The 23,060-nt window shown below is 59.6% G+C and carries 18 protein-coding genes; 11 read left to right on the top strand and 7 right to left on the bottom strand.

What is annotated here, in order from left to right:
- Window positions 1-21: 21 nt before the first annotated feature.
- Entirely contained in the window at window positions 22-306 is a 285-nt protein-coding gene (locus ACVKN3_RS08790) for a hypothetical protein (RefSeq protein ID WP_354514244.1), read from the bottom strand.
- A gap of 111 nt (window positions 307-417) precedes the next feature.
- Between ACVKN3_RS08790 and ACVKN3_RS08785 the strand changes: the two genes are divergently transcribed.
- The 5 genes from ACVKN3_RS08785 to ACVKN3_RS08765 all read left to right on the top strand — a co-directional run bounded on the left by ACVKN3_RS08785 (window position 418) and on the right by ACVKN3_RS08765 (window position 5,871).
- Window positions 418-1,254 carry a hypothetical protein gene (locus tag ACVKN3_RS08785; protein ID WP_354514246.1) on the top strand — a complete coding sequence of 279 codons (837 nt, stop codon included), beginning with the start codon at window positions 418-420 and terminating at the stop codon, window positions 1,252-1,254.
- An 86-nt stretch (window positions 1,255-1,340) separates the two neighbouring features.
- Complete coding sequence (locus ACVKN3_RS08780) at window positions 1,341-2,264, top strand: DUF2971 domain-containing protein (RefSeq protein ID WP_456991570.1); 924 nt, start codon at window positions 1,341-1,343, stop codon at window positions 2,262-2,264.
- Between the two features lie 211 nt (window positions 2,265-2,475).
- Window positions 2,476-3,489 carry a restriction endonuclease gene (locus tag ACVKN3_RS08775; protein ID WP_354514250.1) on the top strand — a complete coding sequence of 338 codons (1,014 nt, stop codon included), beginning with the start codon at window positions 2,476-2,478 and terminating at the stop codon, window positions 3,487-3,489.
- 78 nt (window positions 3,490-3,567) lie between these two features.
- The gene (locus ACVKN3_RS08770; protein WP_354514252.1) at window positions 3,568-4,662 is read left to right on the top strand and encodes a nucleotide-binding protein; all 1,095 of its coding nucleotides are present in this window, start codon (window positions 3,568-3,570) and stop codon (window positions 4,660-4,662) included.
- A 228-nt stretch (window positions 4,663-4,890) separates the two neighbouring features.
- Complete coding sequence (locus tag ACVKN3_RS08765) at window positions 4,891-5,871, top strand: phospholipase D family protein (RefSeq protein ID WP_354514254.1); 981 nt, start codon at window positions 4,891-4,893, stop codon at window positions 5,869-5,871.
- A gap of 368 nt (window positions 5,872-6,239) precedes the next feature.
- Here ACVKN3_RS08765 and ACVKN3_RS08760 read toward each other — a convergent pair whose 3' ends face one another.
- Complete coding sequence (locus ACVKN3_RS08760; RefSeq protein ID WP_354514256.1) at window positions 6,240-6,935, bottom strand: hypothetical protein; 696 nt, start codon at window positions 6,933-6,935, stop codon at window positions 6,240-6,242.
- A 416-nt stretch (window positions 6,936-7,351) separates the two neighbouring features.
- On the opposite strand from ACVKN3_RS08760, the gene ACVKN3_RS08755 reads away from it, so the two are divergent.
- Both ACVKN3_RS08755 and ACVKN3_RS08750 read left to right on the top strand, forming a co-directional pair.
- Window positions 7,352-7,987, top strand: coding sequence for a hypothetical protein (locus ACVKN3_RS08755; RefSeq protein WP_354514258.1), 636 nt, complete (start codon window positions 7,352-7,354; stop codon window positions 7,985-7,987).
- Between the two features lie 306 nt (window positions 7,988-8,293).
- On the top strand, window positions 8,294-8,530 hold the full coding sequence (locus tag ACVKN3_RS08750; protein WP_354514260.1) for a hypothetical protein: 237 nt from the start codon (window positions 8,294-8,296) through the stop codon (window positions 8,528-8,530).
- Between the two features lie 314 nt (window positions 8,531-8,844).
- Here the strand turns inward: ACVKN3_RS08750 and ACVKN3_RS08745 are convergent, their stop codons facing one another.
- Window positions 8,845-10,575 carry an ATP-binding protein gene (locus tag ACVKN3_RS08745; protein WP_354514262.1) on the bottom strand — a complete coding sequence of 577 codons (1,731 nt, stop codon included), beginning with the start codon at window positions 10,573-10,575 and terminating at the stop codon, window positions 8,845-8,847.
- On the bottom strand, window positions 10,572-11,807 hold the full coding sequence (locus tag ACVKN3_RS08740) for an SIR2 family protein (RefSeq protein WP_354514264.1): 1,236 nt from the start codon (window positions 11,805-11,807) through the stop codon (window positions 10,572-10,574). The genes ACVKN3_RS08745 and ACVKN3_RS08740 overlap by 4 nt, the downstream gene beginning before the upstream one ends.
- 545 nt (window positions 11,808-12,352) lie before the next feature.
- Here ACVKN3_RS08740 and ACVKN3_RS08735 point away from each other — a divergent pair.
- Together ACVKN3_RS08735 and ACVKN3_RS08730 are read left to right on the top strand one after the other, a co-directional pair.
- Window positions 12,353-14,029, top strand: coding sequence for a MobA/MobL family protein (locus tag ACVKN3_RS08735; RefSeq protein ID WP_354514266.1), 1,677 nt, complete (start codon window positions 12,353-12,355; stop codon window positions 14,027-14,029).
- Between the two features lie 742 nt (window positions 14,030-14,771).
- Window positions 14,772-15,725, top strand: a complete 954-nt coding sequence (locus ACVKN3_RS08730; protein ID WP_354514268.1) for a hypothetical protein — start codon at window positions 14,772-14,774, stop codon at window positions 15,723-15,725.
- A gap of 37 nt (window positions 15,726-15,762) precedes the next feature.
- Here ACVKN3_RS08730 and ACVKN3_RS08725 read toward each other — a convergent pair whose 3' ends face one another.
- Window positions 15,763-15,909, bottom strand: a complete 147-nt coding sequence (locus tag ACVKN3_RS08725; RefSeq protein WP_354514270.1) for a hypothetical protein — start codon at window positions 15,907-15,909, stop codon at window positions 15,763-15,765.
- Window positions 15,910-16,774: 865 nt separating this feature from the next.
- On the opposite strand from ACVKN3_RS08725, the gene ACVKN3_RS08720 reads away from it, so the two are divergent.
- The gene (locus ACVKN3_RS08720; RefSeq protein WP_354514272.1) at window positions 16,775-17,983 is read left to right on the top strand and encodes a hypothetical protein; all 1,209 of its coding nucleotides are present in this window, start codon (window positions 16,775-16,777) and stop codon (window positions 17,981-17,983) included.
- A gap of 189 nt (window positions 17,984-18,172) precedes the next feature.
- On the opposite strand, the gene ACVKN3_RS08715 is transcribed toward ACVKN3_RS08720, so the two are convergent.
- On the bottom strand, window positions 18,173-18,925 hold the full coding sequence (locus ACVKN3_RS08715; RefSeq protein ID WP_354514274.1) for an ATP-binding protein: 753 nt from the start codon (window positions 18,923-18,925) through the stop codon (window positions 18,173-18,175).
- A complete protein-coding gene (istA, locus tag ACVKN3_RS08710) occupies window positions 18,918-20,393 on the bottom strand; it encodes an IS21 family transposase (RefSeq protein WP_354514276.1) in 1,476 nt (491 codons plus the stop codon). The genes ACVKN3_RS08715 and istA overlap by 8 nt, the downstream gene beginning before the upstream one ends.
- A gap of 432 nt (window positions 20,394-20,825) precedes the next feature.
- Between istA and ACVKN3_RS08705 the strand changes: the two genes are divergently transcribed.
- On the top strand, window positions 20,826-22,910 hold the full coding sequence (locus tag ACVKN3_RS08705; protein ID WP_354514278.1) for a hypothetical protein: 2,085 nt from the start codon (window positions 20,826-20,828) through the stop codon (window positions 22,908-22,910).
- Window positions 22,911-23,060: the final 150 nt, after the last annotated feature.

The following is a 23,060-nucleotide window of genomic DNA, read 5'->3' as shown; positions in this document are numbered from 1 at the left end:
CCCTTCATGAGGTTGGTTCGGCTACAGCGGGGTGAACCCGATGCGGTCGAACTCATCCCCGAGCCGAAGCATGCTCGCCCCATAGCCTTCGCCAGGAAGCGACCCGGGTGGGCCGAGTGTGACGACCAGGTGCGCTGCCGCGATGGCCAGGTCCACATGGCCGCCGGTGTCGGCCTTGGCGGCGATGATCTGGGCCCGGAAGCGGGCTTCATCGAAGTCGCCGGCCAAGGTGGCATCACCCATGGCCGCCGCATCGCGGACCAGCGTGGCGACGCTGAAGATGAGCTCTTCGGTCGTGGTATCCATCAACAGAGTATATCCGCCGCAATCCAATCGCAGGTATTGAGACCGTGCGCCCGCAAGCTGCGCGCAAGAGCGCGCAGCGCGCTCCATAACCGGCCAAGATGAGGAGGTCACATGAGCCAGGCTGAAGAGCTATTCGACGATCTGCTAACCGTTCGTCCTTACCGATCCAGCGAGAAGTTGACCCAGTTGGAGAAGTGGTTCCAGCGCGCAAGCCGCTACAGCCTACTCGCCGCCCTCGTAGGGCTTGGGATTGTCTTGCTTTTTGGACTGGGAAAGTTCCTTACCGGGCCGCTGCCGCCTTGGGCTGTCACCATCGGGCTCGCCGTAGGCCTCCTGGATGTTCTTGCTTGGTATGGGATGTTGATCAGCGATGCGGTCGCCACCTTTCTACAGGTCGTCCATCGGAAGGTCCGTGACCACCACAGTCGGGGCAGCTTCAAACACGATATGGCGATTGCGGCTCGGCTTGCCACCTACCCGAAGCCGGCTGTTGCCCAGGCAGACGCCTGGTTTGAAGACGAGTCTGGGACGATCGACCGGCGTATCTCCTTATTCGTCGGGAAGGAGTTGGCGATTGTCGGTCTGGGGTTCACGCTGCTCACCGGGAAGGCGAATGAAGCATATGCGGGCTTAGTCGCCTTCCTAGCACCGACCTTCCGGACTTCTCCGACCCATGTAACGGAGGCGCTGATCCTGGCTTTTTTCTTGATGATCATGGGCGCGTTTGGGATCAAGGCGCGGGTGGCGCGTTATGCCTACGTTCGCTACCTGATTCGGTTGTCGGCATCGATTCGGGAGGAGCGAGAGGGCGATGGTTCTGAAACGCCCGTTGCTGCTTCGGCGCCGCCCGAGCAGCCCCCTGTTTCTGGGGCAGCGGTGGCATTGTCGGATCACCGAAGGGATGTCATCCCCGCTGCCGCACCGGGGCAAGCTCAGGCCACAATTTAAGGTCTAACGTCCGAGTGGCTCTCGTCGCTCTCCAGATGGGAGCGACGCGGGCAAACTGCTATGTGTCCTAACTATCCGGAACCGGCGTGAAACTAAAAGGACCGTCAGACACGGTGAAGGGCTACCTGGAATTCCATGGCCACGTGGAACGGGTGCTTCACATGCTGGATCGAATGTCGCCATGGGAGCGACGCTTGCAGATGCGCCGGACGAGCATTCCGCGCCATTTCTACAAATACCGGGGCATTCCTCCGGCATCGGACGTCAAAGGACGCGAGATGCTGGAGGCATTGCTTCTCGACAACCAACTATGGCTTGCGACACCCAATACTTTTAACGACCCGTTCGACGGAAAAGCGTCCTATCAAGTAAATCTCAGGGGGGCAGACCTTCGTCAGGCGCTAGAGCGCTGGCATCGGAGAGTGGCCAGAGAGGGAAGCCAAGCGGCGAAAGCATGGGTGAGGACCGAAGATGTCGCTGAACCCTCCCGGGTTGAGCGGCGCTACGCCAACATGAACGAGCGCATGCGCGAAAACCTAGGGGTTTGCTCGCTAAGCACCGATCCGGCAAATCCCCTCATGTGGGCTCATTACACCGGCGACCACCGGGGCGTTTGCGTCCAACTTCGACCGGCGAATGATCCCGCAACGCTGTTGGCCCATAAAATGGAATATAGCAGCGAGTATCCTGTGCTCTCCAACATGCTTGAGCCAGCGGATGCTCGGGCCGCCATCTTGCCGGTTCTCAGAAAATCTAAAGACTGGGAGTATGAGAAGGAGTGGCGCATTGTTGGCTTGAATGAGCCGAACGCTCTTCGTTCGTTCCGGCCACAGGCACTGACAGCCGTCATTTTTGGCATTCGTTCGACCGAAGATTCACGGGCTTACGTTAGGGATCTGATGGATGAACGGGAGCGCCGATACAGTTGCCGACCCCATCTTTTTCAAGCTGTAGCCGACGAACGGACCTATCGGATTCGCATGAAGACGATCGAAGTCGGAAGGTCATGAAGGCGAAGAAAATCTAAGGCGGATGGCATGCCGACGACTGACCCACATGATGCGCTGTTGTTGTGATACGACGAACGTTGGACGCGAGTTCACCCTATCTTCGATAGTTCGTCACCACTCGATCGGCGGATTCGGCCTGACCCAGTGAATATGGCATCGAAACTCCTCATAATCTTCGGCACGCCCGGCAATGGGTCACTCGGAGAGCGACATGGAACGGCTTTGGATGGTGCGCGGGGAGGGCGGTGCCCTTTATGAGCAGTTTCGGGATCGGGGCGTTGCTGCCATCGGTTGGCGAGAGATTGCAGAGCAGGCAAAACCGGGCGTCGACCGCAAGAAGCTCACCGAGCTCTACCGCCAGGCTCGACCCAACGCTAAGCCCGGCACAGCCATTTCGGGAGCCTCGCAGGTTTGGCGGTTCGTCAATGAGGTCCAGGTCGGGGACGGGGTGATCACCTATTCGCCTTCAAATCGGACATACCTGGTCGGGCGTGTGACCGGGGAATCGGTCTACCACCCAGAGTGGGCCGAGGAGAACATGACCCTTGCTCGGGCAGTCGAGTGGCAGGCCCGCGAGCTGGACCGCGACGAGCTGTCCTTGCCGACGAAGAACAGCCTGGGCAGCACGCTGACCGTCTTCTTGCTTCCGGCCCACGCCCAGGCGGAGCTGGTCAGCTGGATCAACGGGTCGCCAAAACCAGCCGCGGTCGCGCTTGAGGAGGTCGCGGGCGACCTTCCCGACGACGAGATCGCTGACCCGTATGCTGACATCCAGTCCGCTGCGATTGAGCGGATCAAAGACCTGGTCAGCGCCATTGGTCCCCGGGACATGGAGCAATTGGTCGCCGGCATCCTTCGGGCCATGGGTTACAAAACCCAGGTGTCGCCCGTTGGCGCCGATCGCGGCAAGGACATCATTGCCTCGCCGGATGGCTTCGGCTTCGAAAACCCCCGCATCGTGGTCGAGGTGAAGCATCGGGGTGGGCAGATGGGCAGCCCCCAAATACGCAGCTTTCTGGGCGGCCGCCACAAGGATGACCGCGGCCTCTACGTCAGCACCGGGGGCTTCACGAAGGATGCCCTGTATGAGGCGGAGCGAGCGGCGGTGCCGCTGACGCTGTGGAACCTAGACACGCTGGTGCGCACCCTCGTGGAGCACTACGAAGCCACCGACAGCGAGACGAAGCGGCTGGTGCCACTCAAACGGATGTATTGGCCAGCTTAATAAATTCAGGGCAGATTCTGTCCCGACAACGAGCTGTGGCGAAAAACTAAAGCTACGAACTATGAAGACGGACGAACCATGTATAGCTTGATAGTTTCTGGGGTAGATGAACGTTGGAACTCGTCTCCCGTTGAGTTTCCTCTGGAACGTTATATCACCCAATACACCAGTGCAGATCTGGTGGCTCGTTTCAAAATGACCAGCGCAATTGCTGATGAACTCCGTGGTATACCTGCCATTTTCGCCTACGAGATAGGCGCTGGATCAGAAGCCAGGGTCGGCTGGATAAACAACGTCAAATTTTCCGCAAAAACGATACGAATTGAATTTGTGTTTGAGGCATCAATTCCCGCCATCGAACTGAAAGCTTTCTACAACGCTTGTGAGCACTTTGGAATTGAGAAAGAGGAAGCTAGGCGGACTCATTGGGCCATTAAAGACGTAGACCTAGCTAATGCGCTTGAGTTGGCGGGATTCATTTCGTCTAATCAATCACTTGCCTTGACGCTGCCTCGATGGTTGACTGCAAACCTCAAGACTCCCATAAGGCCAGCGAATCAGACGGCTGATGGACCCAAGATTTCCTTGGTTGATTTGATAAGCCCCGCTACCGTCAATCTTGCGCCTCCGCCTACAGAGGTGCGTGCGCCGGTGACTCCATTAGCTGATGGAGTCAGCCAAGCGCTACACCCGGTGCTGCCTCGTGGTGATGGAAGTATCACAGGTGTTCAGCCGAAGGTATTTGTCGTTCACGGCCGCGACAAGTCACTTCAAGGTGACGTTCTGCTTTATCTAACACGCATTGGTATTGACCCTATCGTCCTTCACGAACAAGCTAACGGTGGACGAACGATCTTAGAGAAGTTTGAAGAAGAGGCCGCCTGCGCAAGCTACGCCATCGTTCTAATGACGCCGGATGACATCGGAGGTCTGGTTGGGGGTGAGTCGAAGCTTCGCGCTCGGCAAAATGTCGTGCTTGAACTCGGTTACTTCATCGGCAAGCTTGGTAAGAAGCGCGTTTGCGTGATGCGACTTGGCGAAATCGAAGATCCGTCAGACTTCTCGGGGGTCGCGTATATCGGAGTAGGCTCCAATGACTGGAAGCGCCAGCTCTTGCGGGAGTTGGATAAAGCAGGCATTTCCTTCGATCCTCTGCGGGCCTCATTGATGTAGGCACGTTATGCTCACTGAAATGCCGGTGGCTGCATCAGTACAACTGCGGCTGGGCTAGCGGCAGCTTTGGAGAACAGCGTGCAGCGCGTTCACCAAGTTGCTCTGAGCCCGGATAGGCAACGCGCACGGGTAGCGACGCATCTGCCAAGCGGACCCAGCACCCGTTCGACTTACAGGCCAGCGTGCTTACCTCATGCGATTGACCTCGGAACAAGGACTTCGGAAGCCATGCTTAGCTCCAATAGCAAAAGCGATCATCAGCTCATCGAGAACCAACAGGACTTGGCGAAATGGGTCAAGAACTCTTCGGGCCCGCTCGACCTGGCCGTCGCGTTCTGGGGGAAGGGCGCCGTCGAAGAACTGGGGCTTGAAAAGCCAAGGCCCATCCGGGTGTTGCTGGAACTCCGATCCGGAGGGACAAATCCTACAGAGGTGCGTCGCTTGATGGACCTGCCCCATGTTGAAGTGAAACAGTTCACGCGCCTGCATGCGAAGGCCTACATCGCAAAAGAGGGTGTGGTGATTGGCAGCACCAATGCGTCGGCCAATGGCTTGGGATCTGAGGGTTCACAAAGCACTTCCTGGCATGAGTTGGCGGTGCGCACCACAGACGCGTCTGTAGTGCAGGACACCAAGCGTTGGTTTAAGAATAAATGGTCCGCAGGTCAACCGATTAAGTCGCGCGATTTGACTCAGGCAGAGCTTAAATGGAAAGAGAGACAGAAGATCCGGCCGAAGGGTGTCAACAAAGCCAAGGACATTCTGGCCGCAGCCCTTGATGATCCAAACAACTATCGAAATCGTGATCTGTTTGTCGTCGTGACGACAATCCCTTGGGACAGCGAAGGCGATGCTGACGCCAAGGACTATAAGGAGAAGACCGGCCATCAGGCTCTGGGATGGCAGGATTGGCCAGCCATTCCAAAGAATGCCAAGCTGATTTGCTTCACCGATTATAACGGTGAAGACTTTCAATGGGACAGGCCCAAAGTTTGTTATTCACCAGGCAAACTATTTCGTCACAGAAGTTTGGTCTTGGTATCGGCTGACACGTTGGACGATAGCCTGAAGCCGGGCGATATCCGACAATGGACTAAAGTGCTGACGGCGGTGAAGGCCACGATCCCGAAGAAGCGCTGGAGTGCAGACAGTGGGATGTGCCTGGACCTGGGAGACTTTGCAGATCGATATCTCGGTCGCTCCGAATGACGGCGGCCGGTGCAGCGTCGGGTTTTTCTGGGTCATGAGAACCGTCCAGACGTTGGTTCGATGCAGACAGCGCGATCGCCAGCGGCCAGCATGCTACTGCAATGGGTGTTCACGCGCTTGGCCGAGACATCAATGCCAAGGCGCTCACCGGAACGATGGGGCCTTTACCGGAGAGGTCACCGTCCCACGCTGTTCGCCGCGACCTGTCCCTTGACACTTAGCCTGATCGCCCTAGGGTATGGCCAACTTCCAAATAAACCACGGCGATGAACCGCAACGAAGCTTCTGGATCGAAAGACGAGCGGGCGCTGCGCATAGCTCGCGGCTTCGTCATGTGTTCCTTGATCGTCATTGCTTTCATGATCGTCCTACTTGTCAGGGCGTAGCCGCATCACTGCTAGGTCTGCAACGGTAAGTGCGTAGGCCAGGAGCATCATCGCCTCGGCGACAAGAACACACAGGACCACAGCCATCAGTGCCTCTCCGAAACTGGCGATAAGTCCCCATCGTGCTCTCAGCGCTCCCTCTTTGGTGACCGCACTCTTACCCGCGTCCGCTTGGCCCGCCACTAGAAAGTGCTGGATGAGCAAAGTTTCTAGAGCAGCGAAGCCAGCGAGGCACACATAGAGGCCGCTGGCGAAGACCACGATGGGTCTTGGGTGGCGAGCAACATAGAAGGCGTAAGCAACGGCCAAGGCGACAGCGGAACCCAGATAAGCCCAGGCATTTCGGTCGCTCCTGTAGTCCTTTCCTCGCTCGCTGACCAATCCAAACCCGGCGACGATCCCAGCAAAGCATGGAAGGGAGAACGAAGCACAGTCGTAAAAAGCTTCGACCGCTTTCTCGTGGGCATGGGGTGAGGAATACGAGCACAGATATAGGAACGGGCAAAAAAGGAATAAGGCGCCCAATAGGATCAGCAGCGCAATGGCCCACGACACCACGCGGTCGGACGGAATCCTCCAAGCCTCCTTATCGTGTTGCCGAACAAACCAGCCGCATAAAGCGGCAACGACGACCGCGGCGATATGTGCGCCGGCAACCCACCAAAGAAATGATTCCACCGGCTGCCATCCCTGGATTCATGAGTGGGTCAATCCTGACCGAATCGTGTCTCATGAGCAAACCGGACCTACCGCATGCCGTTCGCTGTGACAGCGTCCGATCTCGGCCAACTACAAAGGTCAACGATCCGAGCTTCTCTCTCACCCGGCTCGGTGCACTCCAGGAAGGCGTTGCGGATGCCCTTGGGATCCGCCTGCGCTTAATCCGTGTTGCTTTGCGTTGCTCGTCGGCGAGGAAACGGCATGCCGGCGCCATGGACCGAGTTGGACGAAACAGTGTGATGAGGGTCGCAAATCCAATCGTGTCTTTGAACTGAGCGCAGATTTTCCTCAGGGGTTGCCTTGACATTCGTCGCGCTTCGACTTCGATGCTTCCTGTTGCACTCACCTCATCCCACCCGCGAAAAGGACCTTTGATGTATCTGCCACCTGAATTTTTGACTCATCGGCGCATCCACGACCAGTCTGTTTTCGAAACGCTTTCTCGATTGCAAAAGAGGATGGTTTTCGACGGTCGAATTGATGGCTTCCATGACTTCTCGGACGAAGATCCAGAGAGGACCATCTTGAAAACGTATGTTGTTGCGCCGAATGACGGGCCCGACTGGATCTTCGACTTCGAGGTCGTCTCGAATTCGGCAGATGCGGCCGAGCAAGGGGAGCGTGAGCCGATCGCGCATCACGCTTGGATTTCAATGCCTGAGGGATACGACGAGGACCAGGCGGCAACGCTGGCGTCGCGTGTCGCTTCCTATGTCGCGTGGCGGTTTTGCGTTCCGGTGTCGATGACGCTTTGCCACGAATGGGGGGAGGCCTCATCGGTTGAGGGCACATCGGAGTCGAAACGCTGCGCCGAGTTTACAGCGGACTTACTCTTTCCTGCGCGACAACTGGCGTTTCGGGATGGGGCCGAAGGGGAACGAACCGCGAAGGCAGACTTTTTCGAGAAGCCAGATAAGAAGATGAGCAAGAAGGTGCAAAAGGCGATTGAGATTCTTGTCGAGGAAGCAGACCATGCTTTCTGCATGAACATGCATGTCAAAGCCGCCTGAACCGGTTTCGTGCATGTTGAGGCGAACGGTGACGGCCATGCACCGGCATCTGAAGAGGTCGGCACGCTCTTGACGATCTGGGGTGGCGAAGATTGCCACCCCAGATCGTTCGGTCATCTGAGCCAGCTGCCGGGACAAGGCTAACAGCGGGCTGGGTTGCCAGCCGGCAGGTTCGGGCGCCATGCACCCGGTTTCTCAGTCGCACAAGGAGTGATGTCAGCCTGTTCTTGGCCAAGCGACCAAGGCCGGCCTTGGCCGTTGACATCTTGAAGCAAGCTGCTAGAAACAGGGTCCCGGAAGCCGCTCATGCACGTTCATCCAAGCAGCGCACCCGCTGAACTGTTCAAACGGAAGGATTTTTGGCTCGCCGCCTATCTCGCAGCGCTTCACCGGCTGTCCGCAGACGATGCGGTTGCGGAGGCTGACCAAGCCCTACGTCGTGCCGATCAACGCTGGGAAAATGCTCCCACCATCGGCTCATGGCGCTACGAGCACGAATACCCGGTGGGAAGCACCTTCGGCCATGCGGAAGAATCTCGGTAACGACAACGGCTTACGGTTGCCGACGTCGTCTACGTTGAGGCGCGGCCTTCCTGATGGCTTCGTCGGCAGCTTCGGCGGACGGGTGTTTTTCAGGCATGAACTCACCCGCTGGAGTGATACCAAAGAAAGGTCCCGGCATTGTCCACGTGGACACGGGTAACCCCTCGTCGTTCAACACGGTCATCTCGACTGAAGTTGCGAGAATTGAGTATCCCGGGGTGCTGGCGGGCTTCATTTCCGACCGCGCCGATGCCTTGGTTTCCATGATGTGTGGTAGTCCTGGTTGTTGATACTGAGGTTTGCAGTGCGATTCTTCAGACGGGCGGACCATGCGGAGGCGGAACATAGGGCTGCCAGTGATCGCCATAGTTCGCTCCGTTCGATTTCGGGGCGACGCGCGGGGCGTTGATCTGCACCGGCAACGGCATCGGGCTGTCCACACCCACGATGATGGCCTCGCCCTGGCCCAGGGTTGGCAAGAAGGCCGCCGCGCCCGCGTCCAGGTTTCCACAGGCTTTTTCCACAACGGCCCGATCACGCTCGTTGATCAGCCGGTGGACGATGAACATTCCCATTTGGCTGAGCACGTCTTCCGGGATGTCGCGCGGGCGCTGCGTGGCCAGGACGCAGGTCAGTCCATACTTCCGACCTTCCTTGGCGATAAGACCGAAGGCTTCTAGATCCGTGCGGGAGAACTCGTCGCCGAGGCTTTTGTCGAGAAACTGGTGGGCCTCGTCCAAGAGGACAACCAGCGGGAGCTTCTCGAATCGGCCGGCACGCGACAGGTTAAGGAGGTATCGGCCGACGGCATTGGCCACCAGCTCGCGGGCATTGTGCTCGAACGATAGGAATTCGAGGCTCACCCTGAGGATGCGTTGAGCTGGATCGGCTATAAATTGTTCGATCACATCCGGCAGGTTTTCGAGATCTTGTGTTTTGAAGATGCAAGCGAGGCTCGGCGAGGCTAAGTCGCTTTCAATTCGCGACATTAGCGTGACGCAGGCGCTGACTTCGTTCTGAGTGGGGCCGCCCCACGAAGTCACGTTGGCGCCGAAGCCTTGTGGGAATACGCATTCCTCGTTGATCTGGGCCGAGAGCAGGCTGATGTCGAACAGCGCTCCGTGTGCCGAAACCGCCTGGGCACTGGCCACGGCCGCTGCTTCGAAGGGCGCCCGAACCTTCCCCTGCTTCTTGATCAATCCGCCCTCGGCGAGTTCCGGATTAAGGTAGGCGAGCTTCAAACTTCGTAAGGCTTCTCTGAACTTCGGGGCTTGGACGCCAGGACTGGGGCGGAAGAGCACGAAGAGATCCGTGTCGGTCAACTCGGTATACGGAAACCCGACGAAGGTGCGAGGATCGTTGGCGTCTTCTTTCTCCCCGCCCAGGTGGACGTGTGTCACTCCGGCGGCTTGGTTCGCGTATTCGCCGGTGGCATCGAACAGGATGGCTTTACCGCCCAGGCGCGCGATCTCTTCGACCAAGTGTGCAGTTGTCCAGCTCTTGCCGCCGCCCGTGGCACCCAGGACGGCGCAGTGTCGGCCGAAAATGTGAGCGGGATCCATGGCCACACTGGTGTTTTGGGCGTGTGGGAACACGGCCAGCTGCACCTTCTTGGCGTCGGCCAAGGCGCTCGCCTCGATCGCCTGCTTCAACATCAAGGGGTGTGCGGAGTAAACGTATTGGCTCACCCGGGGCGAAACGGGGATGCCTTTGAGCGAGTTCCCGGTCCGCAGATCCACGGCAGTCAGCAGCTGGACCACGCCGATCGGATGCGGCGCTTGGTGCGTGTCGGCTTCGAACTCGACCGACAGCCGGTCGCGCTCGGGCAGTCGAACCTCGAAGATACGACCGAGCACGGCGTGCTCTTCCCCCTCGACCACGACAAACTCGCCGACCTGACCGCCCATGAGCGGAAAGCCGGCCACGTGGGAGCCATTTGGTGTGGACGCATGAGGGAGATTGATCTCGATGATGCCTGGCCGAACCCGGCACACGGTGCCGACATAGCGGCTGTGGTCAAAAGGGTCTACAACAAGGCCGCTCATACGACTTTGCCGAGGCTGCGAAGACGTGCGACGTGCTTTTCCCTGTCTGAATCCGCGACAAGGTCCGGCACATACTGCAGGAGTCCGTTGAAGCTTTCATTGATCAGGGATATCCGGGCATCTCCGGCCCGAGCAAGGCGCGCCAGCTGAATCAGGTGCTGGTTCGTGTTTGCCTCCCCTGGGGCAGGTGCCTCGCTGTCTGCAACCGCATAGGGGGCCAGGCGAGGCCCGACCACGACCAGTTTGAGACCAAGGTTTGAACGGACAGCCGAGAGAATGGGCTCAGCAAGGTGGTTGTCGTTGAAGCCGAAGCCGACGATCAGGACACCGACGTTCGACTGGCGAAGACTGTTCTGGAACGCGGCAATCATTTCCAGGTAGGGAGGCTCGAAGGCCATCTCATACTTAGAGTTCCTGGGGTAGATCAGGAGCGGGCGCTCGGACTTGGCGACTTTGTGCACTTCTTTGGAGTCTGGGTCCCGCTCCCAGTCAATGGATCCGTGAACTTTGTAGAGATGCAGAAGGTTGGGGATGTAGTCCTGCCGCTCGCCATCGGAGCCGCGGCTCACGATGTCGTAATTGAAGTTCGAGGCGTCGAAGGTGGCCGGAACGGAAAAGGAGAAGCCATCGTTGATGAACAATCGAGCTTGGCGGGCCGCCTCTTCAAAGCAGCGGTCATAGTTGGTTGTAAAGAGCTTCGCGCGCTGCTTTCGACTGGATCGGCGTGCCAGGCGGCGCAGAAACTGCTCATGCACAGGCAAATTCTGGTTCGTTGCGATGAAATCGGTGGCACTGGCGATAGTTCGCTCAGCGAAGGCCACGAACGTGGAGACGCGCGCTTTTTTTTCATCCAAGAAGAATGCTTCGGCAAGCCGGCACCGCGACAACAGCGCTTCAATATTTTTATCGTTGACCGGATGGCCGACAGATTGAAGGAAATCGGCGAAAGACATGCCGACTTCCACTTGCGTTTGAGCCTCGACCCTTGTCCACAAGTCTCCCATGGTGGGAGCTTTCGGTCCGCCGTCCTTCACAGGCTTTACGTCCAGCGAAGTGCCGAGGCCTGCGAGGACAATCAAATTGTCGCAGTGAAAGATTTCCGTCATCACCCTGTCCGCTTCTGCCTTCGCGGGATCGGCACGGGCGACAGTTACTTCGCCTGCTGCTGGTGGGGGAGGGGGCGGGAGATCCTTGAGCCATTTTCCGTCGGTTGTCGCGCTGAGCACCTGCATGATCTTCCTTCCCCTTGGTTGACTGTCCGTCGTCGGATGCTACCGCTTCGGCGATGAGGCACGCACCGAGCGTCAAGCAAGAGCTTTGCCAGGCCGATGCAACATCCAAAAGCCAAGCAAAAATCAAAAGCAAAGAGCGCGTCTATGAGTTGTTCCAACACGCCGCTAAGAGCCAAGTCAAAAGCAAAAATCACGAGCAAATGCCTGAAAAGCAGGTGCCAGAGCGAAACGCACGCCGAAACCTCGGATGTGTCGCTCTTGTCGCCGACTGATATTCCTTGATCGACATCTCGCGTGACGTTCCTGCTTCGGCTGCCGTCGGCGTTGTTGCCCGGTTCGGAAGACCTTGCGAGATTTGCCGAAAAGGCATGATTCTTTTGGGAGTGTGATGCGCGTCATGTCAAGTTCGATTGACAGTCATCGGCCGTCCGCTTTGATGATTTGCACGAGGCAACGCAGTGCCCTTGACGCTCTGCGCAGGCCATTTGACGGTTTTCGGACCGATGGAACAGACGCACCGCCTCACGCGGTAGAGAAGGAATCCCATGCGACATGCTCGACCCCACCTCGAAGTCCACTCTCGATCCAAAGACCATTCCGCGGTCGCCGGTGCAGCCTATCGGCTTGGCTTGAAACTTAAAGACGAACGCACCGGCCTTTGGCACGACTACACGCGTCGCGCCGCCGGCGAAGAAATTGTTTTTGCGACCACCGTCGCTCCCGAAGGCGCGCCTGACTGGGCGAGCGATCCTGCCCAGCTTTGGAACTGGGTGGAAAGCGTTGAGAAACGCAAAGACGCACAAGTCGCTCGCGACTATCGCATCCCCATTCCCTTGGGGTTGGATGATCGTCGAGCCGGCCAACTGGCCGAACGGTTGGCCCGGTTCATCATGGGCGAACTCAGCACGCCGGTTTCCGTGGGGTTGCACCGCGACGCCTCGGTCGATCTTTTCGGGGATGTGAAACCGCCAGAGAAGCAGGGATATCACGCCCATCTCTATTTCCCATCCCGTCCGCTGCTGGTGTCAGCTCCAGACGGCGAGGATCAGGACGCGGCGAGCACTGCAACGTTTGGTCCGCGTCACCCGATGCTGATCAGCAGAAAGCTCGGCCGGGGGATGGTCGAGATGTTCAACCGCACCTGGGCCGAGATGGCCACGGAAGCCGCAGCCGATGCCGGTCTCGACGCAGAGTATGACCACCGCAGCTACGTTCGGATGGGGCTGCCGATCGAGCCGCAGCCCACCCTGGGCGCCGAAGCCACCGCGCTCGAACGCAAGGGTTTCTTCACCCGACGGGGCGACGCCGTCCGCGAGATCGTCGTGATGAGCAAGGTCTACGAAGCCGCCCATGCCGAGGTCGTGGCGGCCCAGCAGGACCAGGCTCGGTCGGACGTGGCCAGAGAGCGTTTGGCGGGGGTGGAAGCGGAACGCCCGGCGCCGATGACGCCGACGGACGCTGTGCCAGGCAAATTCGATTTCGTGCCGCCAGAGCCAGCGAAGGGTTCGGCTTCTTCTCAGGTGGCCGACATGGGTGCCCGGCCTGCCTTGTCGTCGGACGCGTCGCTGGTTGAGCGCTTCAAGGCCATCGCTCCGCACCCGACGTCGCCAGAGGGCGACGCGCGGTGGGGAGCTTGGCTTCGGCTCGTGCGCACCCTGCAACGGGCACTGGCGGTCCTGCGCGAGCTCGGCGGACGTCGTGCCGAGCACGAGGGGCGGGCCGAGAGGGCCACCGCCGCGAAGTTGGAGGCCGAATACGAGCTGGATGAGGCCCGGCGGCGGCGCGCCGTGGCTTCCGAGCGTGCGGCCAGGTGGGCCCAGGACCATCGGTTCCGCATGTTCGCCGCCAAATGGGCGACCCGCGGCAAGCCAAAGGCTTGGCGCGAACTCGCCGCCGAGGTCACCCATCGACACCACGCCGTTCAGGAGATGAAGTCCGCAGTTCGATCTCGGTCAGTGAAGGCGGACGACCTGAAACGCCATGCGGCCGCGGTTGCCCAACGTGAGCAGCGGGCTGATGCCGTGTTCCGACGGACGGTTGAGGTGTTGGCCAACACGCCTGGTGAACTCCTGCCGCCATTGCTTGCCGCCATGAACCCGGTCGAACGTGACGCGTTCGAGCAGGTGTCCCCGTTGCCAGCAACGCCGCTGATTGTTCCAACCGCTCCCGTCATCCAGGAGCGTCTGGATCACCGGCCACCCGTTCAACGGGCCAGACCATGACGCAAGGCCAGTGCAGCGGTTTGTTTTGACCGCGGGGCGAACTGACATGGCCATCGAGCGGTTACCCGCATCGTCCGATGGCGTCGAAATGGCCATGTCCGCGGTGCATCCACACCAGGCACATGTCAGTTCCAACCCCCGACTTCTTTCCATTGTTTCATCGCACCCAGAGAGCCCGCCATTGGTCGGGCTCTCTCTTCGTTCGCGCGGTTTGGTCGCCTTCGCAAGATGCGAAGTCAAAAAATTATGCGGCGCGTCGCGCTTTGAACTGGCGCGCGAAGGGGACAGTATTCATCAGGTGTGTAACCCACAAGTTTCGCGCAGAAAAACTTTTTGGCTTCGCGCATGAGAAAAATCATCTCAATTTAATAGAGAGAAATCTCTCAACGATTTAGTTAAGGGAGCGGCCGCGGCGGGAGCAAAAAACCGGTGCATATTCCCCCCGAGCTGGAATACGCGCGAAACCATCGGCCGACATGGACGGCCGCCCAGGGCTCAGGCGCGGCCCTGATTCAGAGCACGGCGCAGACTGAATGGCTTGAGGCTTCGGTCGCGCGCAACTGCAATCCGCACCCCAGTCGCTTTGCGATGCCCAACACCGTCTGGTTGTCACTACAGGCCAAAATTGGCGCTGAGCTGGCCCGTGCCGATCGACTTGCACGTGTAATCGCGCTGTCCTGAGCGCTCAAGGACCCGGAAGCCCGGCCGATAAAGCGTCGTGGTGCTTCCTCCAAGGACGATCATGACCCATCACGACGACATTCTTGAACTCGCCTGCGCCGCGACAACGGAACCTCAACGCCTCCTTACGGGCCCTGGCCTTTCGAAGGCCATCCTCGTCGGGAAGTCACCGACCTGGCGGGGTCTGCTCGGAGCGGTCTCGAACGCTCTGGGCGCCATCAAGGATGCTGTCATCGTGACCGTCAAGGTTGTGCGGCGTTTTGTCTCCAGCCTCGATTCGCTCCAATGGTTTGTGGTCGCTACCATCCTCTTGATCGCTGGACTGTTATTCCTTGACCTCGCTCTCACCCTGAGGGCCGACAAACAGAAACACTCGGACGAGTTCTGGAAAACCTGGCGCGGAAGTCAGGTCGCTTCGTTGCGAAGCCTTGATTCAATCTGGGTGATGCTGGTCATCCTCCAGTGTCTCATCGTCGCGGCTTTTCTTGCTCTCCTATCTACGCAGGCGCCGGAGCATTGGGAGGCGGTTTTCGATTACGTTGGATTCGCCGCGCCGTGCTTTGCCGCGATCGTCGCGGGATTTGGCATCCTTCGCCGCGTCTGCGAGGAATACAAGAGATTGGCCAAAGCCAGGGACGTGCCGACGCAAGACCCAGATGCCATATTTTATGCTCTTTCGATTGGCTTTCTTTATGCCGCAGTCGCCGGCTACATCTGCGCCCACCTCACACTTCGTCTTCTCGCGCTGTTCTCGTCTTCCTTCGTGTCCCTTTGCGCATTTGCGCACCTTTGGCTAGCTGAGCGTGGAGCGCGGAACGTGCGACGACCGGCCGTTGCCATCCCTTCGCTCCTTGTAAGCTGGTTCTTGGTGGTGCTAACGATCGTCGCTTGGTTCGCAACAATCTCGGGCTATGGAGCCTTGCGAAAAATCGATCATTGCCACGAGATCGCTGAGGAGGACGCAAAAAGTGCTTCCGCGGCGGATAAGCCCTCCGAGTGCCTCGGGATCGAATGATTCCGACGACGTCCGCAAGCGCGCAGTCGAGAATTTATCAGCGGGAAAAGACTCCGAGCGCGACAAGAATCACTGCGGTAATGCAGACACACAGCAGTGTCACGTTGAGCCTGGCGAGGAACCGCGCACCGTCCACTGCGAGAATCTCGGGCGAAGCATCGTTGTGGGTTCGTTTGGTGGGCATGCCTGCTCCGGGTCTGTAACAGTCGTCAATAATTAGCACCAGATTTAGCAGCCCGTGAGCTTTCGTCAAGTGGTTGGCCGTTGCCTCCTTCGATTGACCCCGGAACCATCGCCGATACCGGTCCCCGTCCGGCCGTTCAGTGGCCCAAGCGACTCCTTCTTCTGTCGCTTACTCACGCCCGATCTGCGAGGGTCCGCCCGCCCGAGGATTTGATCCTCAGCTCGACCAACATCCAGGGCTCGACGTCTGCGTGAAGCTTGGCGAAAGCCTGCCGACACCGTTGCCGGTCGTGCCCAAACGTGCGTGGAAGTAGGCAGGAATGTGGAAGGCCAGTTGGTGACCTCGCATTCGCTCACGTTTTGGATCGAAAACCACCGCATTGGCGTGCTGGAGCCCATCAGACCCTTCGAGGCGCAGATGGGGGTGGGGGAGGGCTGACCGCGGCAGTCACCATATTGGTCACCGCCCATCGCCCCAAAGCCTCGGCCGAGTTCTGGCCTGACCGCGTGAGGTAACTCATCGGAACAAGGGGCGGTGTTATGGCGATAACAAAACAAAAAATGGGAATGAGCACATAGGTTCAACTCCACCAGAAGTAAACGATCGGTTGGGACGTTCGTTTCTTGACGGAGCGTCAAGATCTGCCCATCGAGATATGGTCGAGGTGGCATGCTGGAAGCCGGCAATGGCGTCGAATCGTTGGGAAGACGAATTTTTTGACTGATATGCGACCATGAAATTCCGGGTCGGAGCATGCCTTTCTCGATAGGCATTCCTGCCGTGAACGTCCTGTCCTGAAATGTAGGCCCGCTTTATAATGCCTCGGGGTGCGGCATGGCGCGGCGACCCATAGGGGAGAAAATCAATGACGGACGAAACGACGGCATCACCCGCTGACGACGAAGCGGGCGCTAAAACGACTGCGGAAGCCGCAGCCATTCTCGCTGCAGCGAAGGAGCACCTGGCGCGTGTGGCGGCCTTGGAAATCGAGGCTCAGGCCCACGCCGATGCTATGAGATTGTCGCGGGAAGCGTTGGCTGCGCTGGTGCAGACCGGAACGCAAGAGCTGGCGAGCGTTCAGGCCGTCGCCCAAACGGTCACGGTCGCGGGCGAGAAGGTGACCACCGAGCAAGCCCTCATTGCCACGAAGTCTGCGCACATCCAGGATGCTCAAGAGCACGGGGACAAGGTGCGCGCGCAGGTCGACAAGCTGCTCACAGCGATTGAGGGTCACGCGGCTAAAACTGAAGGTCTGCAGACCCGGGCGGAAGCGACCGTTGACGCAATCGCCACGGCGAACAAGGCCGCGTCGGCCAGTAAGGCCGCTGTCGACTTGGACGCTGCGGCAGTTAAGGAATCCCTGACGCAAGCCGCAGCGGCCACCAAGGAAAGCAGAGGGCTGGCCGATCGTGCAGCTAAGGTGGAGCAGACACTCACGGCCTACGAAGAGCGCTTGAAGGAGCTCAACGCCCAATCGGACGAGCAGCTCGAGACGATCAAGGCGCTGCTGCCGGGCGCGACCAGTGCGGGCCTGGCATCAGCGTTTGATGCTCGCGCGGGCACGTTCACAAAGCCCCAGCATCGCTGGCAGTGGATCTTCGTGGGGTCGCTGGTGGGTCTCATCCTGCTGGGTGTCACCGGGATTTGGCATGCCCTGACCGCAACGGCGGTCCTGACCTATGATGAGCTCTTCCGGCTCTGGCTCACCCGACTGCCGGTGGCCGGCGCCTTGCTGTGGCTGACCCTGCACGCCGCTCGTGAGAGCGCGCTCGCCAAACGGCTGGAAGAGGACTATGGCTACAAGTCCGCCATCGCTTCCTCGTTCGAGGGCTTCAACTTGCAAATGTCCAAGGTTGGAGAGTCGGCCCCGGTGGGAAGCCCGTTAGAGCGCTTGTGCACTGACACTCTGGCGACAATCGCCAATCCGCCGGGCCGCATCTACGATAAGCATCGCTTGACGGTGTCACCCAGCCACGAAGTGGCGACGCTGGCTGCGGCCTTAATTGCCGCCATCAAGGCTGAGTCGGTGACGTCAAGCCCGATCGAGAAAGCAGCGCCTTCGTCTGCAAAGTAACGGAGCGAGGCTTCGGCTAAAGTCCAGATTTTATCGTCTCGATAGCATCAGCTTCGGGCACGAATCCGGGACTGGGAGACGCCCTAGCTCTGCCGAAGCACACGGCGCTAGAGCGTGATCCCCTTTTCGACCGCAAATCGCAATGCTGGACGACCAAGACATGCGACGACCTGGTGGAACAACTGCCAGTCAGGGCGGGGTTGCGCGCCGCCCCGGTTTACGCATCCACGCCTTCAACTCGACGTCGTGGGCCGACGTGAGCAACCGACCGAAGATGCCGCTGGCCGCGGACGGGTCCGCGAAGAGACCGTCCCACTCATCCACCATCCGGGGTGAGATCACGATCACCGCGCCGTTCGCTCGCTCGCGGATGTCCACCACACGGCGCAGGAGGTAGGTGTCTTTGACCGAGGCACGCTCCAACGCGAAATCGTCCAACACCAGCAGGTCAAACCGCGCCAAGTGTTTGAGGAAGGGGGTCAGCGTCTTGGCCTCGCGGTGATCGTGAAGCACCGAAAGCAACTCAGGCACCCGGACGTAGTGAGCCGACCGGCCGCGATCCACCGCCATCTGGGTCAGTCCAGACGCCAGGTGCGTCTTTCCGCTCTGCGTGGGGCCCGTGATGATCAGGTTCTGGCGCCGGTCCAACCACGCCAACGTTTCCAAGTGCCGCAGTTTTGCGGCGGCCAGGCCCCGACTGGCGCTCGGTTCCCAGTTGGCCATCACCAGGCCGGCCGGCAGCACCGCCTTCTTCCGGAAGCGCTCCGCCCGCAGGCTGGCGGCGACGTTGCGTTGCTGGGCCACGAGTTCGGCCACGCATTCCAGGGAGCACCGATCAGCGTTGGCCGGGTCCGCGACCCAATTTTCCAGCGCCAGGGCCATGCCTGGCATCCGCAGACTCCGCAACGATCCGACGAGCTGATTGACGCTGATGTCAGTCATGACGGTTCTCCCGGATGGCGCGCGCGCTCAGGTCGAGCTTTGACCGCACGACATCGCGTTGGCGGCGTTCCGCGTTGGCCAGAACGCGTTTGATGGTCGAGATGTTGGGCGTGCCTTGTTCGTAAGCCCAGCCAATGGCCTGGTCCACAGCCTCGGCACCGTGGGCGCCGGCCAGACTCTTCACCGCCTCGCTGGGCTTCCACCCCAGCATGCGGCGCTCTTGGGCGAACTGGTCGGTCACGAACCGGACGATGTTGGGGCCAGCCTCCTTGGCCCATTCTTTCAACATGTCGGGCGTGCGTCCCGATTGCGCCCGATGGGCGACGGTCTGGTGGTCGGGCAGGGTGGTCGAGCCTCCCACGTCATTGCTGCGGAGATGCGTTGCGACCGTCTTCCGCTGGTGAACCATGGTGATTTGGTCGGCGGTGACGCGGACATCGACCGACTTGCCGACGAGCGTGTGCGGCACCGAATAGAAATGACCCTGCACCGGCACGTGGTAGTCGGGGGCCACCGCTTTGATGGTCATCCAGTCGGCATACTCGAACGGCGCCGCCGGCAGCGGCCGCAACGCGGAGCGCTCGATTTCTTCGAACCGTGCTCGACGGCTCGGCTCACCGCGTGTCATGGGACGGTTGTTGGCTTGCTCCAACAGTCGGGCGATCGCCTCATTGATCTCGTCCAGAGAATGGAACGTCTCTCTGTTCAAGCGAGACAGGATCTGCTGCTGGGCGTATTTCACGCCTGCTTCGGCCTTTGCCTTGTCCTTCGGTCGCCACGGCCGAGCATGCAAGGCGACGGCCCCGTAGTGCTTGGCCATGTCCTTGTAGGCTTGGGTGTGTGACGCTTTGAGATTGTCTGGCACCAGGATCTCGCTCACCCCTCCGAAATAGTCGAACATCCGCACATGGGAGAGGATGAAATCGTGCGTCTGCTGGGTGGCCGTGGCCGTGACGAACAGAAGCGAGCTGCCGCCGAGCACACCGATGAACACCTGAACGGCGACGAGCTCGCCGGTTTCTCGGTCCGCGTAATAGGCCAGCTTGCCTGAGTTATCGACAAAGACGCGTTCGCCGGGGATGTGGGTCTGCCGCATCACCGTGGGCTGACTGTCGCGGTAGCGTCGCAGTTCGGCCGAGAGGTAGGAATATGACGGTGTCGTCGCTGGATACTCCGACTTCTGGTCTTCCCACCAGACCTGCAACGGCATCCGGCAACGCAACAGTTCGGCATCGAGCTCAGCCAGGTTGGGAAGCAGATCCGATTTGTTTCGAGGAGAGGGTTTGTTGAACACCCGATGGAAGGCGTCAAAGTCCAAGTCTTTCAGCGCGTCCCAGGTGAGAGACTTGTCCGCCGCCAACTTGCGATAGCGGCGGACCGTCGACTCCGCCACGTCGGTGGCGGCGGCGATGTCGTAATTGGTCAGACGGGTGTTGAGGATCAGGCGGACGGTGTCGTATTGGCGCATGGGGAATGACCTTGAAAGGGGGGAGATTTGGGCCACAGCTGCCCGTGCCGAATTCGAATGAATCGGACGCTTGACAGGTATGGGGTTTGGCCCTAAAACGCTCCCCGCAGGGCCTAGAAAACACTGCGGGTAGCGGGACCGGGGAGTGGATGCTCTCCGGTCCTTTTCTATGGGCTGGACATGGTGTCAGGGGTGGGGACTGGGTCTACGGGGCTCTCCTTTTGCATCGACGGAAGACAGGCGCCGGTTGCATCGCAACGGCGTTCGGTTCGGATGCCGTTCCTTGTAGTCCAATCTCGAGGTCTGTCAATCGACCTCAGCTAAAAAGTTCTCCGGCTCGGCGAAGATGAAGTTAGGGATCTCCGGAATGAGCGACTTTCAGCCGTCCCTTCCTTCGTTTGAAAGTCGTCACTTCGGCATACGGACGGTCCCATGGCAGGCAAGCGCCAGCATTACATCCCAAAATTCCTCCAGCGCGGGTTCCTGGCGCGCAACCATCCGCCCGAAAAAGGCGAATGCACCTGGTGGCATTTCCGAGGCAACCCCGCCAAGCCTCTCCAGATCAGCAACATCGGCGTCGAGGAATACTTCTATTCACGGCTCCGCAAAGACGGTGTTCCCACGCTCGACGATCAGATCACCGAACAAGAATCGGACATCGGAATTGATCTGCGCACGGCGATGGACGCGCCCGCGGAGACATCTCTTGACTCGGCACTTTCGGCGCGTCTGGTGACGCACTTCGTGCTCCGAACTGCGTTCATCCGTTCGACGTTTACCGAAGCCGCCCTCAACGTTCTCGACGCGGTCATCGATGTGGTGGGCACCCCCAAAGGGGCACGTGCTCATTTGGGAATCGACGAAGCCTCACTGAGCCCACATGTATTGGGCATAGTCGAGACGGTCACCGCGCACTTGCATGCTTCCAACGTGGCCATTCCGCTCCGCTTGGCCGAGCGGATGCTGCCTTACATGCTGCGCGAGCGGTTCGATGAATTCATGGGCGATTTTGAATCGACCATCGCGCAGGTGCAGAGCGTATTTCTCGCCGAAATGCCGGCGACGGTGGCGGGTGTCCACAAGAAGGTGCTCGCTCAGGGAGAGCATCGCGCCTGGGAGGCCGGCTTGTCTCGCTTGACTTGGCGAACGCATGCGGTGGACGGCGCCGTCCTTCCCGATTGCATCGCGATTGCCCGGGGTAAGGGGCGCGAATGGGGCCCGCTGATGCTCGTGGGGGTCGATGCCATGGAAACGTGCGTTTTCCCCCTTGCCGATCATCGACTATTGGTCGGAACGCTTGATCCAGCCTTCGTGCCAGACTTGTCGGAGATCAACCGGGCGTGCGTTTCGTGCAGTGATGACTTTTTCATTGCCGCCGTGTGCATGGATCACCTGGGCGCGAAGCTTGGGATGCGCACGTCCAAGATCATCTTGGACGAAATCGATGAGGCGCTGCATGACCTTCGCCGTCACTCAACATCGGAGGGGGTCATTCCGACCGACCAGGTGCCGTTGGCTGCAGAAGAGCCCGCTCCGTTCGCTTACACTCTCCACTATCCGTTGCTTGACGATCCGGCACAGGGAACTGCACTTCAACGCTTGGTTACGATCGTCGTTTACGAGATGTCTAGAAAGCTGCCTCTGGAATCACTCGATGGCATCACTTTCGCGGTGGACTACCCAGCAGCGCTCGCCCAGCTCGACAGGGGTGAGCCTGCCCTGGCACCGGACTTGAGTGAGCCACGCGCATATGGAACTCCAGTGGCCAAGTGCGTATCTGTTCAGCGGGATGGCCACGCGAAGCAGCATCTGGTCTTCGGCTTGGCTATCGCGGGCGGTTTGTTGTCCGATGATGAGGCGATCCAACGCTCGTCGTTGCAGACCATTGTCTCAATGTTGGGCCACATTGCTCACGACACGCGGTATTCTTGGCCTCTGGCGGCGACCCATCCCACGTTCCCCGACGAATTCACCCAGGTGATCCATCGGGCAGCTGACTCGTGCCCTGGGTATTACTACACTTCACGGGTCGCGGCGTATACCGACCCCGCTGCTGGCCAGCGCTACGCCGAACTGTTTCGCGACTGCCTCCAACTGTCCCGCGAGGAGATGGCGGCCGCGCAGGACGAATACGCACGTTCGAACGATATCGATGCATTATTAAATACTGGCCTTTTGCACGCCCGGCACCTCATGGGCCACGCCGCTCAATGGTGCGGTCATATGGACGGTTTGAACTCGGAGGAGCTGGCTGACGAGATGGGAACTGGACAGGCGCTGATGCGCGACATCGTGATGTCCGCCGGTTTGGATGCTTGGCTAGCGCTGCTACGGCAGGACCTGCAAGACCTATACGACCCATCGCAATCTTTCTCGGCGGATCGTATCTTCGGACTCTTGCGGCACGCGGAGCGATTGCTGTGGACGTTTCGGGTGTGGCCGTGGCCGATGGCCGATGGTCGTATCTACGTGACCGTTCCAGTGCCCGATCCACGGGGCATTGGGCTTCTCGGGTGAAGGAACGGCGCCAGAGCTCTGCCCCAGCGGTCGACGACGCACCACCGATGGGCCACAAACCACATCGTGCATGACGGCTGGCAGGGGGCCGGCGTGTGGCTCAGGGGTGATCTGCCGTATATGTGTGGTGCGGGTGGCCAAACCGATCGA

This window comes from Luteibacter sp. PvP120, assembly GCF_054055715.1.
The sequence above is the reverse complement of the archived record's forward strand: the minus strand, read 5'-3'. Positions and strand labels throughout refer to the sequence as shown.

Bases quoted from the DNA above. Each gene is read 5' to 3' on its own strand.
- ACVKN3_RS08790 (WP_354514244.1), bottom strand. From the start codon at position 306: ATGGATACCACGACCGAAGAGCTCATCTTCAGCGTCGCCACGCTGGTC.
- ACVKN3_RS08785 (WP_354514246.1), top strand. From the start codon at position 418: ATGAGCCAGGCTGAAGAGCTATTCGACGATCTGCTAACCGTTCGTCCT.
- ACVKN3_RS08775 (WP_354514250.1), top strand. From the start codon at position 2,476: ATGGAACGGCTTTGGATGGTGCGCGGGGAGGGCGGTGCCCTTTATGAG.
- ACVKN3_RS08770 (WP_354514252.1), top strand. From the start codon at position 3,568: ATGTATAGCTTGATAGTTTCTGGGGTAGATGAACGTTGGAACTCGTCT.
- ACVKN3_RS08765 (WP_354514254.1), top strand. From the start codon at position 4,891: ATGCTTAGCTCCAATAGCAAAAGCGATCATCAGCTCATCGAGAACCAA.
- ACVKN3_RS08755 (WP_354514258.1), top strand. From the start codon at position 7,352: ATGTATCTGCCACCTGAATTTTTGACTCATCGGCGCATCCACGACCAG.
- ACVKN3_RS08750 (WP_354514260.1), top strand. From the start codon at position 8,294: ATGCACGTTCATCCAAGCAGCGCACCCGCTGAACTGTTCAAACGGAAG.
- ACVKN3_RS08745 (WP_354514262.1), bottom strand. From the start codon at position 10,575: ATGAGCGGCCTTGTTGTAGACCCTTTTGACCACAGCCGCTATGTCGGC.
- ACVKN3_RS08740 (WP_354514264.1), bottom strand. From the start codon at position 11,807: ATGCAGGTGCTCAGCGCGACAACCGACGGAAAATGGCTCAAGGATCTC.
- ACVKN3_RS08735 (WP_354514266.1), top strand. From the start codon at position 12,353: ATGCGACATGCTCGACCCCACCTCGAAGTCCACTCTCGATCCAAAGAC.
- ACVKN3_RS08730 (WP_354514268.1), top strand. From the start codon at position 14,772: ATGACCCATCACGACGACATTCTTGAACTCGCCTGCGCCGCGACAACG.
- ACVKN3_RS08725 (WP_354514270.1), bottom strand. From the start codon at position 15,909: ATGCCCACCAAACGAACCCACAACGATGCTTCGCCCGAGATTCTCGCA.
- ACVKN3_RS08720 (WP_354514272.1), top strand. From the start codon at position 16,775: ATGACGGACGAAACGACGGCATCACCCGCTGACGACGAAGCGGGCGCT.
- ACVKN3_RS08715 (WP_354514274.1), bottom strand. From the start codon at position 18,925: ATGACTGACATCAGCGTCAATCAGCTCGTCGGATCGTTGCGGAGTCTG.
- istA (WP_354514276.1), bottom strand. From the start codon at position 20,393: ATGCGCCAATACGACACCGTCCGCCTGATCCTCAACACCCGTCTGACC.
- ACVKN3_RS08705 (WP_354514278.1), top strand. From the start codon at position 20,826: ATGGCAGGCAAGCGCCAGCATTACATCCCAAAATTCCTCCAGCGCGGG.